At 72.0% G+C, this 14,232-nt stretch carries 12 protein-coding genes; 3 read left to right on the plus strand and 9 right to left on the minus strand.

All coding sequences use genetic code 11. The features are described 5' to 3' along the window. Positions 1-18 precede the first annotated feature (18 nt). Together ACSHXN_RS15275 and ACSHXN_RS15280 are read left to right on the plus strand one after the other, a co-directional pair. The gene (locus ACSHXN_RS15275; RefSeq protein ID WP_438303241.1) at positions 19-1,242 is read left to right on the plus strand and encodes a TOMM precursor leader peptide-binding protein; all 1,224 of its coding nucleotides are present in this window, start codon (positions 19-21) and stop codon (positions 1,240-1,242) included. Then, positions 1,235-2,596: an ABC1 kinase family protein gene (locus ACSHXN_RS15280; RefSeq protein ID WP_438303242.1), complete on the plus strand. Its 1,362-nt coding sequence runs from the start codon at positions 1,235-1,237 to the stop codon at positions 2,594-2,596. The genes ACSHXN_RS15275 and ACSHXN_RS15280 overlap by 8 nt, the downstream gene beginning before the upstream one ends. Positions 2,597-2,670: 74 nt before the next feature. Here the strand turns inward: ACSHXN_RS15280 and ACSHXN_RS15285 are convergent, their stop codons facing one another. From ACSHXN_RS15285 to ACSHXN_RS15305, 5 genes are all read right to left on the minus strand, one after another. Beyond that, a complete protein-coding gene (locus ACSHXN_RS15285; RefSeq protein WP_438303243.1) occupies positions 2,671-2,895 on the minus strand; it encodes a hypothetical protein in 225 nt (74 codons plus the stop codon). Positions 2,896-3,037: 142 nt separating this feature from the next. Then, the gene (locus ACSHXN_RS15290; RefSeq protein WP_355134237.1) at positions 3,038-3,364 is read right to left on the minus strand and encodes a hypothetical protein; all 327 of its coding nucleotides are present in this window, start codon (positions 3,362-3,364) and stop codon (positions 3,038-3,040) included. Next, on the minus strand, positions 3,361-3,729 hold the full coding sequence (locus ACSHXN_RS15295) for a WhiB family transcriptional regulator (protein ID WP_010984500.1): 369 nt from the start codon (positions 3,727-3,729) through the stop codon (positions 3,361-3,363). The genes ACSHXN_RS15290 and ACSHXN_RS15295 overlap by 4 nt, the downstream gene beginning before the upstream one ends. A gap of 176 nt (positions 3,730-3,905) precedes the next feature. After that, positions 3,906-4,223: a hypothetical protein gene (locus tag ACSHXN_RS15300; RefSeq protein ID WP_355134239.1), complete on the minus strand. Its 318-nt coding sequence runs from the start codon at positions 4,221-4,223 to the stop codon at positions 3,906-3,908. 169 nt (positions 4,224-4,392) lie between these two features. After that, on the minus strand, positions 4,393-6,591 hold the full coding sequence (locus tag ACSHXN_RS15305; RefSeq protein ID WP_438303244.1) for an ATP-dependent DNA helicase UvrD2: 2,199 nt from the start codon (positions 6,589-6,591) through the stop codon (positions 4,393-4,395). A gap of 354 nt (positions 6,592-6,945) precedes the next feature. Here ACSHXN_RS15305 and ACSHXN_RS15310 point away from each other — a divergent pair, with 354 nt between their 5' ends. Next, positions 6,946-7,188 carry a mycoredoxin gene (locus tag ACSHXN_RS15310; RefSeq protein WP_059128322.1) on the plus strand — a complete coding sequence of 81 codons (243 nt, stop codon included), beginning with the start codon at positions 6,946-6,948 and terminating at the stop codon, positions 7,186-7,188. 44 nt (positions 7,189-7,232) lie between these two features. On the opposite strand, the gene ACSHXN_RS15315 is transcribed toward ACSHXN_RS15310, so the two are convergent. From ACSHXN_RS15315 to ACSHXN_RS15330, 4 genes are all read right to left on the minus strand, one after another. Next, positions 7,233-7,844, minus strand: a complete 612-nt coding sequence (locus ACSHXN_RS15315; protein WP_438303245.1) for a class I SAM-dependent methyltransferase — start codon at positions 7,842-7,844, stop codon at positions 7,233-7,235. Positions 7,845-7,860: 16 nt separating this feature from the next. Continuing rightward, positions 7,861-8,814, minus strand: a complete 954-nt coding sequence (nudC, locus tag ACSHXN_RS15320) for an NAD(+) diphosphatase (RefSeq protein WP_438303246.1) — start codon at positions 8,812-8,814, stop codon at positions 7,861-7,863. Positions 8,815-8,966: 152 nt separating this feature from the next. After that, positions 8,967-10,370, minus strand: coding sequence for a dipeptidase (locus ACSHXN_RS15325; RefSeq protein ID WP_438303247.1), 1,404 nt, complete (start codon positions 10,368-10,370; stop codon positions 8,967-8,969). A 10-nt stretch (positions 10,371-10,380) separates the two neighbouring features. Continuing rightward, the gene (locus tag ACSHXN_RS15330; RefSeq protein ID WP_438303248.1) at positions 10,381-14,127 is read right to left on the minus strand and encodes an ATP-dependent helicase; all 3,747 of its coding nucleotides are present in this window, start codon (positions 14,125-14,127) and stop codon (positions 10,381-10,383) included. Positions 14,128-14,232: the final 105 nt, after the last annotated feature.

Consider the following 14,232-nt stretch of genomic DNA (forward strand, 5'->3'; position numbering starts at 1 on the left):
ACTACAAAGGGGGCCGTCATGCATCCGATGGTGAAGCCCGCGCTGCGGCGCGGCTGGCGCGATCTGAACACCGTGCAGTTCGGGATGGCACCCGCGCACGCCATGGTCCTCGGCCCCATGGACACCCAGACAGGCAGCTTCCTCGACCTGCTCGACGGCACCCGCGGGCTGCCACTGCTGCGCGAGGAGGCCCACCGCGCAGGCCTGCCCGAGGGCCACCTCGAGACACTCGTTGACAACCTCAGCACCGCGGGACTGCTCGACGACGCCACCGGCGGCGGCCCCCAGGCGCAGGCCCTGCGCGCCAGGGCCGGAGTCCTCGACCGCCTCCGTCCCGATCTGGCCTCCCTCTCACTGACCACCCGCACACCGGGCGAACCCGCCCGGCGCCTGGCCGCGCGCCGCTGCCTGCGAATCCAGGTGCGAGGCGCAGGCCGCGTCGGAGCCGTCGTCGCCGCACTGCTCGCGGGCGCGGGCGTCGGCGAGGTCGACGTCCGCGACACCGGCCACGTCGAGCCGTGGGACGTCGCACCGGGCGGACTGCCCGCCGACTCCGTCGGCGAACGGCGGGAGGACGCGGCCCGCCGCGCGGTGCGCGCCGCCGCCCCCGGCCGGCCACCGCGCCGGCAGAAACCCTCCCGGCGCTCCCCCCACGACGAACAGGCCCCGGCCCACTCCCTCGTGATCATCACCCCGCGCAACGGCGTCGACATCCACGCACCCGACCCCTTCACCGCCGAACCGCTCATCACCTCCGGAACGCCCCATCTGTACGCCGGCGTCGTCGAGGGCACCGGAGTCGTCGGCCCGTTCGTCCTCCCGGGCGAGACAAGCTGCGCGGAGTGCCTCCACCAGGGCCGCGCCGACCGGGACGAGACCTGGCCGCGCCTGGTCGCGCAATGGCGCTCCGGACGCGCACCGCAGGTCCAGCCGTGCGATCTCGCGCTGGCCACCGCCGTCGCAGGCGTCGCCGCCTGCCATGCGCTCACCTTCCTGGACGGCGGAATGCCCTCCAGCGCGAGTGCCCGCTGGGAGGCCTCCGTGCCCCGTCTCGACTGGCATGCGCGACCCGTCTGGCCCCACCCTGCATGCCCGTGCGGCGCGGCGGAGAGAGGTAAAGGGGAACGCACCTCAAAGGACGCGGAGCCGCACGAGACAATGGCAGGGCAACGGCTGCCGAGAAGTCTGTCCCGCAAGGCACACGCGGCACGGCTGTCTGGGACTTGGAGGGCGCATGTCTGATCTTCCCCGGAAGGCGGTCACCCGGACCGCCAAGCTCGCCGCGCTCCCGCTCGGCTTCGCCGGCCGGGCGACCTGGGGACTCGGCAAACGGATCGTGGGCGAATCCGCGGAGCTCGTCGGCCGGGAACTCCAACAGCGCACCGCCGAGCAGCTGTTCAAGGTGCTCGGTGAGCTGAAGGGCGGCGCGATGAAGTTCGGGCAGGCCCTGTCCGTCTTCGAGTCGGCGCTCCCCGAGGAGGTCGCAGGACCCTACCGCGCCGCCCTGACCAAACTTCAGGAAGCGGCCCCGCCGATGCCCACGCGCACCGTGCACGGCGTACTGAAGGAACGCCTCGGCGACGACTGGCGCGAGCTGTTCCTGGAATTCGAGGACAAGCCCGCGGCGGCGGCCTCGATCGGCCAGGTGCACCGCGCGGTGTGGCACGACGGGCGCGAGGTCGCGGTCAAGGTGCAGTACCCCGGCGCGGGCGACGCCCTGCTCTCCGACCTGAGCCAGCTCAGCCGCTTCGCCCGTCTCCTCGGCCCCCTGATCCCCGGCATGGACATCAAGCCGCTGATCGCGGAGCTGCGCGACCGGGTCTCCGAAGAACTGGACTACGGCCTGGAGGCCCAGGCCCAGCAGGCCCACGCGGAGGAGTTCGCGGGCGACCCGGACGTGATGGTCCCGGCCGTGGTCCACCAGTGCGACCAGGTCCTGGTGACGGAGTGGGTCGAGGGCATACCGCTGTCCGAGGTGATCTCCGACGGCACCCAGGAGCAGCGGGACCGCGCGGGTCAGCTGCTGGCCCGTTTCCTCTTCTCGGGCCCGGCCCGCACAGGCCTGCTGCACGCCGATCCGCACCCGGGCAACTTCCGCCTGCTGCCGGGGTCCGGCGACAGCACCCGGAAGGAGCAGTGGCGGCTGGGTGTCCTGGACTTCGGCACGGTCGACCGGCTGCCGGGCGGCCTGCCCGCCCCCATCGGCGACTCCCTGCGCATGACCCTGCAGGGCGACGCACAATCGGTCTATGAACTCCTGTGCGAAGAGGGCTTTGTGAAGGAGTCCATCGAACTCGATCCCGACGCGGTGCTCGACTATCTCCTCCCGATCATCGAACCGGCCCAGGCCGACGAGTTCACCTTCACCCGAGGCTGGATGCGCAGCCAGGCGGCCCGGATCGCCGACCCGCGCTCCCCCGCCCACCAACTGGGCAAGCGGCTGAACCTGCCCCCGGCGTACCTCCTCATACACCGGGTGACACTGAGCACGATCGGCGTGCTGTGCCAACTCGGCGCGACCGTCCGCCTGCGGGACGAGCTGGAGAAATGGCTGCCGGGCTTCCTGCCCGAGGAGGAGCAGGCCGCGGAGGCGTGACTTGGGCTGCTCGTGGTTGTGGGGGGGGGAGGGGTGGGGGTGGGGCGGGGGGGGAGGCCCCCACAAGAAGCTCCCTACCACCAGGCCGAGTCCAGCCGCCCCTCGATCGCCCTGATGTTGGCTCGGGCGCAGTTGTCGCAGAAGTACTGACGGACGCCGTTCTCCACGGAGCAGGTCCAGGTGGGCCGGGGGCCGTCGGCCCGGGTGCCGCATCGGGCGCACACGGGGTACTGGGTCCGTGCGGTGTCCGGCTGCCGTGCGGAGCCGCTGTTGTCACTGTCCCCGGGAAGACTCATCACCTTTGTGACGATATCTCCGCCGGCCCGTTCGGCGCAGACAACGCACCGCGGGGGCCGGTCCCTTCGGACCGGCCCCCGCGAGACTTTCCGGGTGCCGACGATGAACGTCGGGTCTACTGCATACCGACGGTGAACGTCGGGTCTACTGCATGACGGCCATGGCGAGCGCACGGCGGGCGCGCATGGAGGCGCGCTCGGCCCGGCGCTGCATCCGGCGGGCCATCGCCAGGCGCATGGCCTGGCGTTCCCGCTCGGCCTCTTGCAGTCGCTCGTGCATATGCGCACGAGCCAGGGCTTCTGGAATGAGTTGCATCTCTCGGGTCCTGTTCTGGCGCGATGCGTTGTCCGCACCGCTGGTGGTGAAGTCTGGAATCGCGGAGCCGGTGGGCTCGCTGACGGACTGCTTCATCGGGGCCTGCTTCTTGGGGTCGTGCGTGAGGGGGCGATCGATCGTTCCGGTGGTGTTCATGCCGTGACCGGGTTCTTCCGCGGGCGGCCACGCGGCCGCTTCCGGGCGACGACGACACCCTGGACGAACAGCTCGCCACCCCAGACGCCCCAGGGCTCACGCCGCTCCTTGGCGCCGGCGAGGCAGGCCTCGATCAGCGGGCAGGTGCGGCAGAGGGACTTGGCGTACTCGACGTCGGCCGGCGACTCGGCGAAGAAGACCTCCGGGTCGTAGGAGCGGCAGGGGACGGGTACGCCGAGGTTCTCGATGGCGTCGTCGAGCGCGGTGAGCGCAGTGAGCGGGATCAAGGTGGAGTCCTCCGTGAGGCCGGGCGGGGGGATCGTTTCCGAAGGCGGTACGGACGGGGCGTGCGCTTCGAGTTGCACGGCTGGTTTTCCTCGTCTGGTCGTTCCGGCCCTGTTGGGCCGGGTGTCGGCTTGGTACCGGGTTCTTTTCTTGTCCCGAGGCCCCTTCGCTCTGCCGTCCCCGTTCGGGGAAAACAGAAGGGCCGCGGATCCCGGGTGGGGTTCCGCGGCCCTGAAGGCGCCGGCCTGATCGGCGATCAGGCTGGATCACTCCAGGGTTCTGGCCCACGGAAGGCCCACATCAGGTGGTGCTGCGTCTGCTTCCGGAATCCGGCACCGGCCGCCGCGAAGGCATAGGCCTGTGCCTGTGCCGCTACTGCTTCCAGTGCCTTGGTCGGTCGCTCATTGCGCTCTCGGACGGGCAGACCCGCGAGAGACGGGGCGGACGCCGGGCGCACGGCAGGAATGCCGGACAGACCGGTGCCCAGGTCGAAGGCGCCGAGCATGCACGTGGAGACGACCGAGGGATCGGTCACTTTGGCAGTGCGGACAGAACTGGTCTGGATGCTGATCACTTCAATCGCCTCCTCTCGGCGCCTCGGGGGGCCGGCATCTGCCGGTCCGACGGATAGATAGGTAAGTAGAACACGGAATCAGGGCCTCCGAGAAGGCCGCCGCTCCCGTGGTCTAGAACCTATGGGGATTGCTGGGGCATGCGCAAACTATTTTTTCGACGAGTTCGTCTCAGCCGTCGTTGTCCTCTTCCGCGAGGTCGCGGCCCGCGCAGAGAGCCAGGACATCTGCCCCATAACGGTTGAGCTTGCGGGCTCCGACCCCTGGGACGCGCGCCAGTTCACCGGGGTCGCCGGGGACGGTTTCGGCGATGGCGACGAGGGTCCGGTCGGTGAAGACGCAGAACGCGGGCTGACCGCTGCGCTGTGCCTGTACCGCCCGCCATGCGCGCAGCCGCTCGTAGAGGCCCTCGTCCATGTCGGAGGGGCAGTCGTCGCACCGCATCAGTTTCATCTCGCCGGCGTCGGACAGGGTGCGTCCGCAGACCCGGCAGCGGGCCGGGGTGCGGTTGGTGCGGCGCAGGGCGGGGGTGGTGCCGGCGGTGCTGAAGCCGCGTTCGACGCCTCCGACGCCGCCGGCGGCCGCGCGTGCGGCGGCGCCTGAGGAGCCGGGGCGCAGTCCGTCGAGGAATCGGCTGGGCCGTCGGTTGGGCCGGCCGCCGGGTGATCGGGACAGGGCCCAGGAGAGGTGGAGGTGTTCTCTGGCGCGGGTGACGCCGACGTAGAGGAGGCGGCGTTCCTCTTCGACCTGTTCGTCCGTACGGGCGTAGGTGATCGGCATCATGCCTTCGGCGACGCCGACGACGAAGACGGCGTCCCATTCCAGGCCCTTGGCCGAGTGCAGGGAGGCGAGGGTGACGCCCTGCACGGTCGGGGCGTGCTGGGCGCCTGCCCGCTCGTCCAGTTCGGCCACGAGGTCGGCGAGGGTGGCGCCGGGTTTGGCGGTGGCGAAGTCCTGGGCGAGGTTCACGAGTGCGGCCAGGGATTCCCATCGTTCCCTGACGGCTCCCGAGCCCGCGGGGGGTGTGGGTGTCCAGCCTTCTCCGGAGAGGACGGCGCGCACTTGGGAGGGGAGGTCCACGGCGTCGTCGAGGAGGGTGTCGTTGGTGCCGAAGCGGGCGGCGCCGCGCAGGGCGATGCCTGCCTTGCGTACCTCGGGGCGGTCGAAGAACCGTTCGGCGCCGCGGAGCTGGTAGGGGATTCCGGCGTCCGCGAGGGCTTGTTCGTAGGTCTCGGACTGGGAGTTGGTGCGGAACAGGATCGCGATCTCGGCCGGTGGTACGCCGGTGGCGAGCAGGTCGCGGATGCGGCGGGCGGCGCCTTCGGCTTCGGCGGGCTCGTCGACGTATTCGGTGTAGGCGGGTTCGGGACCTGCGGCGCGCTGGGAGATCAGTTCGAGTCGGTGGTCGGCCGCGCGGCCTCGGGCCTGGGCGAGGAGGCCGTTGGCGAGGTGGACGACCTGGGGTGAGGAGCGGTAGTCGCGGACGAGCTTGACGACGGTGGCTCCGGGGTGGCGGATGCGGAAGTCGAGGAGGTGGTCGGGGGTGGCTCCGGTGAAGGAGTAGATGGTCTGGCTGGCGTCGCCGACGACGCACAGGCTGTCGCGGTCGCCGAGCCAGAGTTCCAGCAGGCGCTGCTGGAGCGGGCTGACGTCCTGGTATTCGTCGACGACGAAGTGCTGGTACTGGGCGCGGACCTCGTCGGCGATGTCGTGCCGGTCCTGGAGGATGCCGACGGTGAGCAGGAGGACGTCCTCGAAGTCGATGACGGCGCGGTCGCGCTTGAGGTCTTCGTACGCGGCGTAGAGCTGGGCGATCTCGGCGGGGTCGCGGGGGGCTTCGCGGCCGGTCTTCGCGGCAGCGGCGGCGTAGTCGGCGGGGACGGTCTGGGTGACCTTGGCCCATTCGATTTCGGCGGCGGCGTCGCGCAGTTCGTTGCGGTCGAGGCGGATGCGGCAGGCGGCGGCCGCGTCGGCGACGATCTGGATCTTGCGGTCGATGATCTTGGGGATGCCGCCGCCGACGGCTTTCGGCCAGAAGTACTGGAGTTGGCGCAGGGCGGCGGAGTGGAAGGTGCGGGCCTGGACGCCGGCGGCGCCGAGCTGGCGCAGGCGGCCGCGCATCTCGCCCGCGGCGCGGTTGGTGAAGGTGACGGCGAGCACGCTGGAGGGCTGGAGGATGCCGGAGCGGACCCCGTAGGCGATGCGGTGGGTAATGGCCCGGGTCTTGCCGGTGCCTGCGCCTGCCAGTACGCACACCGGACCGCGCAGGGCGGTCGCCACTTCGCGCTGCTCGGGGTCGAGCCCGTCGAGCACCGCGTCGGCCGAGTCCGGAACCTGCGGGAAGAGGGTGGAGTGCGTTGCTGCTGTCACCCCGCCATGCTGCCAGGTCGGTGGAGACGGGTGCGGCGGTTGTCCACAGGCAGGCGCATTCAGTCGTATGAGTGCGGCAGCGGTGCTGCTCGTTCATGCGGGTGGCGGGGCCGCTCGCCGCAGCTGATGTCGACGCCGGCCGCGGTGGGCGGCGCCGCCCACCGCGGCCGCTCCGCCGCTCGTTTCGCCGGGTGTCGCTGCTCACCACGGCGAACGTCACCGGTCACCGCGGCGGCGGTTTTCGTCACCGAGGGGACGGGCGTGTGCGCGCCGGGTCGCGGGAATGGTGGAAGGTTCACATACGTTGCCTTCACAGCGACCATGAATACCGAGCCGTAAAGGAGCGCGACCGACATGCCGGGCACTGTGACGATGTACAGCACTTCGTGGTGTGGCTACTGCCGTCGGCTGAAGAGCCAGATGGACCGTGAGGGCATCACGTACAACGAGATCAACATCGAGCAGGACCCGGAGTCCGCGGCGTTCGTGGAGAAGGCGAACGGCGGAAACCAGACGGTCCCGACCGTGCTGTTCGCCGACGGTTCGACCCTCACGAACCCGTCGCTCGCGCAGGTCAAGCAGAAGATCGGCGCCTGACCGCTGCGCGGTTGCGGCTTGGCAGGAGGCGGTCCCCGAGATCCTCAGGGGCCGCCTCTTCGCGGTTTGTCCCACACCAGCGTGTAGCGCCACAGGAGCCGGCGGCGGAAGCTGCATCCCGGCAGCAGGTGGGACGCGGCCTGGCGGATCTGGGTCCAGTGCATGTTCGGGTCCTCGAGGGGCATGCCGGCCGGGCCGCGCTTTCCTCCCCTGAGCAGCGCGCCGAGCCTGCTCGCGGGCACACCGCACCCGCTGATCACCCGGTCCGTGAACGTCCGGTTGTACGCCAGGCCGACGATCATCAGTCGTCCGCCGGGGGTCAGCAGCCGTTTCAGGGCCGTCACGGCGTCCTCGAAGACGGTGTGGTGGACGACGGCGACCGCGCTGACGAAGTCGTACGCGCCGGCCGGCAGGGCGGCCGGGTCGAGGTAGTCCCCCTCCACGAATGTGACGTTCGGGGGCGTCTCCTGCCGGGCGAGGCGCATCATGCCGGGCGAGCGGTCAACGCCGGTCACGGATGCGGCCCGGTCCGCGAGCTTGCGGGCGAGCAGCCCGTCTCCGCAGCCGACGTCCAGTGCCGCCCGGCAGCCGTCCGGCACGGCGGTGAGCACGGCGCGGTGGTAGTGGACGTTGTGGTTCCAGTACGGGTCGCTCACGGCGTGCGCACCGAGGTCAGACGCTCCTCGTCGGCAGGGGCTTGCCGTACCACAGTTCGATCAGGCGTGCGGCGATGGAGATGCCGTACGGGGGCAGGACCTCGCCGGACTCGAAGGCGGCGCGCAGTTCCTCGCGGGAGAACCAGCGTGCTTCGTGGATCTCGTCGCCGTCGACCTCGATGTCGGTGGAGGTGGCGCGGGCGAGGAAGCCGAGCATCAGGCTGGACGGGAAGGGCCAGGGCTGGCTGGCGACGTACTCGACCTGGCCGACGGAGATGGCCGCCTCTTCGAAGACCTCGCGGCGCACGGACTGCTCGATGGACTCGCCGGGCTCGACGAAGCCGGCCAGGGTGGAGAAGCGGCCCTCGGGCCAGTGGACCTGGCGGCCGAGCAGGATCCGGTCCTCGTCGTCGATGACGGCCATGATCACCGCGGGGTCGGTGCGGGGGTAGTGCTCGGCGCCGCAGGCCGGGCAGCGTCGGATGTGACCGGAGGCCGCGATGACGGTGCGTTCGCCGCAGCGCGAGCAGAAGCGGTGCATGCGCTGCCAGTTCTCCAGGGCGACCGCGTGCACCATCAGCCCGGCGTCGCGCGGGGACAGCAGCAGGCCGGCCTCGCGCAGGCCCGCCGGACGCGCGGACTGGTCCATACGGCCGGGCAGGGCGTCCTTCTGGAGCGCGAAGTAGCTGACGCCGTCCTCGTCGGTGCCCAGGAAGTAGCGGTGGGCCTCGGTGAGGGGGGCCTCGAAGGAGGGGGTCATGACGAGTTCGGTCCGGCCGTCGGACGTCTCGTCGATGAGGACCTGGCCGCCGGAGACGACGAAGCAGCGCGTCGTGGGGTGGCTCCACGCCGCGGCGAGCCACGCCTCGTCGAGCCGGTGGTGGGCGGCACGGTCGATGCCGCTCGGGGCGGTGAGCGAAATGGGTCGGTCGGCGGTGTGGTCGGTCCAGGTGGTCACGGGTACTTCCAACTCCCCCGGTGCAGCGGTGGTTTCGGCAGGCGGTTCAGCGGGGCGTACGGCTGGAGGGGACCGGGTCCGGTGGGCCTTGTGCCTGCGGGGCGGCCCTTCCAGTGTGCCGCGCCCCGCGGGACGGTCGGCCGACCGTCCGGCCCGCGAGATCGTCAGTCCGCACGGCGCCGCCTCTCCCCCAGCTCGCCCCACAGATATGCGGAGGTTTCCACCCCTTTGAGAAGCAGATCGAGTTCGACCTTCTCGTTCGGGGCGTGCCAGCCGTCGGAGGGGACGGAGATGCCGAGGAACAGCACGGGCGCGCCGAGCACCTCCTGGAGGTCGGCGGCCGGTCCTGAGCCGCCCTCGCGGGTGAAGCGGACGGGCTGCTGGAAGGCGCGCCCCATGGCCCGCACGACGGACTGCAGGGCGGGGTGGTCCAGGGGCGTCAGGCAGGGGCGGGTGGCGGCGCCGAAGGTGATCTCGTACCGGATCCCGGCGGGCACCCGGTCGGCGGCCCAGGCCCGGACGGCCTTCTCGATGTGGTCGGGGTCCTGTCCCGCGACCAGCCGGAAGGAGAGCTTGACCATCGCCGAGGAGGGGATGATCGTCTTGCTGCCGGGGCCTTGGTAGCCGCCGCCGATGCCGTTGACCTCGGCCGTGGGGCGGGCCCAGACGCGCTCCAGGGTGGTGTGCCCGGCCTCGCCGTGGATCGCGGTCGACTTCGCGGTCCGCAGCCATTGGTCCTCGTCGAAGGGGAGCTCGGCGAAGAGTTCGCGTTCGCGGTCGGTGAGCTCGGTGATGCCGTCGTAGAAGCCGGGTATCGCCACGCGCGCGTGCTCGTCGTGCAGGGCGGCGACCAGCCGGGCGACCTCGGTGGCCGGGTTGGGCACCGCGCCGCCGAAGGAGCCGGAGTGGATGTCCTGCTCGGGCCCGTGCAGGGTGATCTCGCATTCGGCCAGGCCCCGCATGCCCGTGCACACGGTGGGGGTGTCCGCGGACCACATACCGGTGTCGGAGACGATCACGGCGTCGGCCTCGAGCCGGTCCGCGTGCCGCTCGACGAGGGCACGGAAGTTCGGGGAGCCGGACTCCTCCTCGCCCTCGATCAGCAGCTTGAGGTGGACCGCCGGGGACTTTCGGCCGGTGGCGGCGAGATGGGCGCGGACGCCGAGCGTGTGGAAGAACACCTGCCCCTTGTCGTCGGCCGCCCCGCGCGCGTGGAGGCGTCCCTCGCGGATCTCCGGCTCGAAGGGGTCGCCGGTCCAGCCGTCCTCGCGGGCGGCGGGCTGCACGTCGTGGTGGCCGTACACGAGGACGGTGGGGGCCTGCGGATCCTCGGCGGGCCAGTGCGCAAAGACCGCGGGGGCACCGGCGGTCGGCCACACCTCGGCGGTGGGGAATCCGGTCTGAAGCAGCTTGGCGGCGAGCCACTCGGCGCTGCGGCGCACATCCGCCGCGTGCTCGGGCCGGGCGGACACCGACGGGATGCGCAGCCACTCCACGAGGTCGTCGAGGAAGGCGGCACGGTGGTCGTCGATGTACGTGCGGACGGCACTGTCCGGGGTCTCGCTCATGGTCACGAGCCTATCCGCCCGCGCCGGCATCCTCGTCCGCCGGTTCCTCGGCGAAGGGCTCACCGAGCAGCAGCCGCTCCAGCGCGGCCCGGTCCGGGAGGTCCTCGGGGTGTACGACCTCCCCGGTGCGGACGTACAGGAACGCGGCCTTGACGGCTTCCGGACGCACTCCCTGCTGCTCGGCCCAGGCCAGCCGGTACAGGGCGAGCTGGAGCGGGTCGCCGGTGCGGTCGCGGCCGGTCTTCCAGTCGACGATCTCGTACGTCGCCGTGTCGCCGTCGTCCGTGCGGTAGACGGCGTCGATGCGGCCCCGCACCACGCGGCCGGCGATGGCGAGCTGGAACGGGGACTCGACGCGGTACGGGGTGCGGTGCGCGTAGGGGGTGCGTTCGAAGGCGTCCTTGAGGGCCTCCAGATCGCGTTCGTCGGCGATCTCGGCGTCCGCGCCGGGCAGATCCTCGGGCTCCAGCATGGGCAGTCGCAGTTCCTCGAAGCGCGCCTCGACCCAGGCATGGAATCGGGTGCCCCGGCGCGCGGCGGGTTGCGGGAGGCGCGGCATGGGGCGCGCCAGTTCCTGCGCGAGCCCGTCGGGGTCGGCGGCCAGGCGCAGCACCTGCGACGCGGTCAGGGACGGCGGGAGGGTGACGTCGGTCACGGCCGCGCGGGCGCGCAGCAGCTCTCCGGTGAGGGCGTCCAGGTCGCGGTCCCAGGAGGCGACGGTGCGGGTCTCCTCCGGGGTGGGACCGCTGTCGTCCTCGACGGGGTGCCGGCGGGGATGCGGGACGGTCGGGGCGGTCCCGTCGTGCGGCACGCGCGCGTGGGGTGCTGCCGGCCGGTGTGCGCGGTGGTCCGCTGTCCGGGAATCCACGTCGGCGGGGTCCGCTTCCCGGGGATCGTCGGGAAAGCCGTCGTCGAGTCCGCTGTCCGGGAACCCCTCATGGGGGTCGCCGTCGGGGAACCCGTCGTAGGGGCCTTCGCCGGGAAAGCCGTCGACGGGCCCGTCTTCGGGACGACGGTCGTGGTCGCCGTCGGCGGAACCGGTGTCGAAGCCTTCGCCGGGAAATCCCGTGTGGGGGCCGCCGTCGGGCACCTGCTCGTAGGGGTCCGGCTCCTCGCCCAGGACGTCGCCGTAGTCGTGTGCGTCCTCGTGGGAGGGTCCGCCGTGGAGATCGTCGTCGTCGGGCGGGGGCGGCCATTCGGGGTCGTCGTACGCGGCGGGGTCGCCGCCTGCCGCGGGGTGGCCTGCGTCGTGCGAGGCGATCGCGTCGAGGTGGCCGAGCACCGTCTCGGCGGCGGCGCGGCGGCGGGCGAGTGCGGCCTCGTCCAGCGGCAGCGGCCAGGCGTGGTCGGCGGACGCCCGGTGCAGCGCCGGGTTCTCCTCGTCCTCGGCGGGCTCCTCGCTCCAGACCTCGATCTCGCCGTACCCGGCGGCGCAGTGCTCGTAGAGGGCCTGGAGGAAGTCCGAGGGCCCGCGGGGGCGCTTCTGGGCGGGCCCCCACCAGTGACCGGAGCCGAGCAGCAGGGAGCGGGGGCGGGTGAGGGCGACGTAGCCGAGACGCAGCTCCTCGGTGTGCTGGTGCTCCTTCATGGCCTCGTGGAAGGCCTTCAGTCCCCGGGAGTCCCAGGTTCCGACGTCGGGCAGGGTGTCGGCGTCCCCGCGCAGGGCGTGCGGCAGCACCTTGCCCTGGGAGGTCCACTTCTCGCGTCCCTGGGTGCTGGGGAAGGTGCCGGTGACCAGCCCGGGAACGGCGACGACATCCCACTCCAGGCCCTTGGACCTGTGGGCGGTGAGCACCTTGACGGTGTTCTCGCCGCCGGGCAGGGCGTTGTCGAGGCCCTTCTCGTACTGGGCTGCGGTGCGCAGGAAGCCGAGGAAGGCCAGAAGGGAGGCGTCGGGGTCGTTGGCGGCGAACGAGGCGGCGACGTCCAGGAAGTTCGACAGGGTTTCCCGGCGGCGGGCGGCCAGCGCGTGCGGGGAGGCGGACAGCTCCACCTCGAGGCCGGTGACGGTGAGGATCCGGTGCAGGACGTCCATCAGCGGGTCGGCGAGGGAGCGGCGCAGCTCGCGCAGTTCGGCGGCGAGGCGCGCGAACCGCACGCGCGCGTCGGGCGAGAAGGGGAGGCCGTCGTCCTCCCGCTCGGCCTCGATCGGCAGTTCGAGGAAGGTGTCGAGGGCGTCCGCGAGCGAGGTCACCTCGGAGGGGTCCACGCCCTCGACGGCCGCGGCCAGCCGGCGGTCCATGTCGTCGTCGGCGTCCACGCGTGCGTGCGACACGAGCAGCCGGGCGCGCCGGCCCAGGAGGGCGAGGTCGCGGGCGCCGATGCGCCAGCGCGGCCCGGTGAGCAGGCGGACCAGGGAGGCGTTGGCGCCGGGGTCCTGCAGGACCTCGCAGACGGCGACGAGATCGGCCACCTCGGGCAGGTGCAGCAGCCCGGAAAGACCCACGACCTCCACGGGGACGTCGCGGGCGACGAGGGCGCCCTGGATCTCCGCGAAGTCGGTCGCCGTGCGGCACAGCACCGCGATCTCCCCGGGCGCCGTGCCGGTCCGCACCAGGTGGGCGAGGGAGTCGGCGACCCAGTCGATCTCCTCGGCATGGGTGCGCAGCAGGGCGCAGCGGACCTGTCCGTCGTGTTCGGCGCCGGGGGCCGGGCGCAGTGCCTCCACACCCGCGTGCATCGCGCGCAGCGGCTCGGCGAGCCCGTTGGCCAGGTCGAGGAGCCGGCCGCCGCTGCGGCGGTTCTCGCTGAGCGCCTGGCGGGTCGCGGGGCGGCCGTCCGGGTGCGGAAAGTGCTCGGGGAAGTCGTCGAGGTTGGCGACGGACGCGCCGCGCCAGCCGTAGATGGCCTGGCAGGGGTCGCCCACGGCGGTCACCGGATGTCCGGTGCCGCCGCCGAACAGCCCGGCGAGCAGCACGCGCTGGGCCACCGACGTGTCCTGGTACTCGTCGAGCAGCACGACGCGGAACTCCTCGCGCAGGATGCGGCCGACCTCGGGGATGCGGCCGAGTGCCGCCGAGAGGGCGATCTGGTCGCCGAAGTCGAGAAGGTCGCGCTCGCGCTTGGCCGCGCGGTAGCGGCTCACCAGCCCGGCCAGTTCACGGCGGGCTGCCGCCGTCTCGGGAACCTTGCGCAGATCGGCGTTGGTGAGCCGGAGGCGCTCCAGGGCGCGCAGCAGTTCGGCGTCGTGGGCGCGCACCTGTGTGGGCTCCACGAGGTGCTCGGACAGTTCGGAGTCGAGGGTGAGGAGGTCGCTGACGAGGTCGGGGAAGGAGCGGGTCAGCGCCGGGTAGGGGCCGGGCGCCTCGCGCAGCACACGCGCGGCGAGCTGGTAGCGGGTGGCGTCCGCCAGCAGGCGCGAGGTGGGCTCGAGCCCGATGCGCAGGCCGTGGTCGGTCAGCAGCCGGCCCGCGAAGGCGTGGTACGTGGAGATCAGCGGCTCGCCCGGCGGGTGGTCGGGGTCGATCACGTCCGGGTCGGTGACGCCCGCCTTCACGAGCGCCGTGCGCACACGCTCGGCGAGCTCACCGGCGGCCTTGTTGGTGAACGTCAGGCCGAGGACCTGCTCCGGGGCGACCTGACCCGTGCCCACCAGCCACACCACGCGGGCCGCCATCACCGTGGTCTTGCCGGAGCCGGCACCGGCCACGATCACCTGCGGGGCGGGCGGCGCGGTGATGCAGACCGTCTGCTCCGGGGTGAACGGGATCCCGAGGAGCTCCTTGAGCTGATCGGGGTCGGTGATACGGGCGGGCACGACGCAGAGGCTATCGGCGGCCACCGACAGCGGATGCCACCTCGCCTGCCGTGCCGGAAGAAGCGCTGGTCAGCACATGTGGTGCGGTGCATCACAGGGATGGCT

Origin of the sequence: Streptomyces sp. HUAS TT11 (genome assembly GCF_051553595.1) — a bacterium.
In the GTDB taxonomy this organism is placed as follows: Bacteria; Actinomycetota; Actinomycetes; order Streptomycetales; family Streptomycetaceae; genus Streptomyces.

Bases quoted from the DNA above. Each gene is read 5' to 3' on its own strand.
- ACSHXN_RS15275 (WP_438303241.1), top strand. From the start codon at position 19: ATGCATCCGATGGTGAAGCCCGCGCTGCGGCGCGGCTGGCGCGATCTG.
- ACSHXN_RS15280 (WP_438303242.1), top strand. From the start codon at position 1,235: ATGTCTGATCTTCCCCGGAAGGCGGTCACCCGGACCGCCAAGCTCGCC.
- ACSHXN_RS15290 (WP_355134237.1), bottom strand. From the start codon at position 3,364: ATGAACACCACCGGAACGATCGATCGCCCCCTCACGCACGACCCCAAG.
- ACSHXN_RS15310 (WP_059128322.1), top strand. From the start codon at position 6,946: ATGCCGGGCACTGTGACGATGTACAGCACTTCGTGGTGTGGCTACTGC.
- ACSHXN_RS15325 (WP_438303247.1), bottom strand. From the start codon at position 10,370: ATGAGCGAGACCCCGGACAGTGCCGTCCGCACGTACATCGACGACCAC.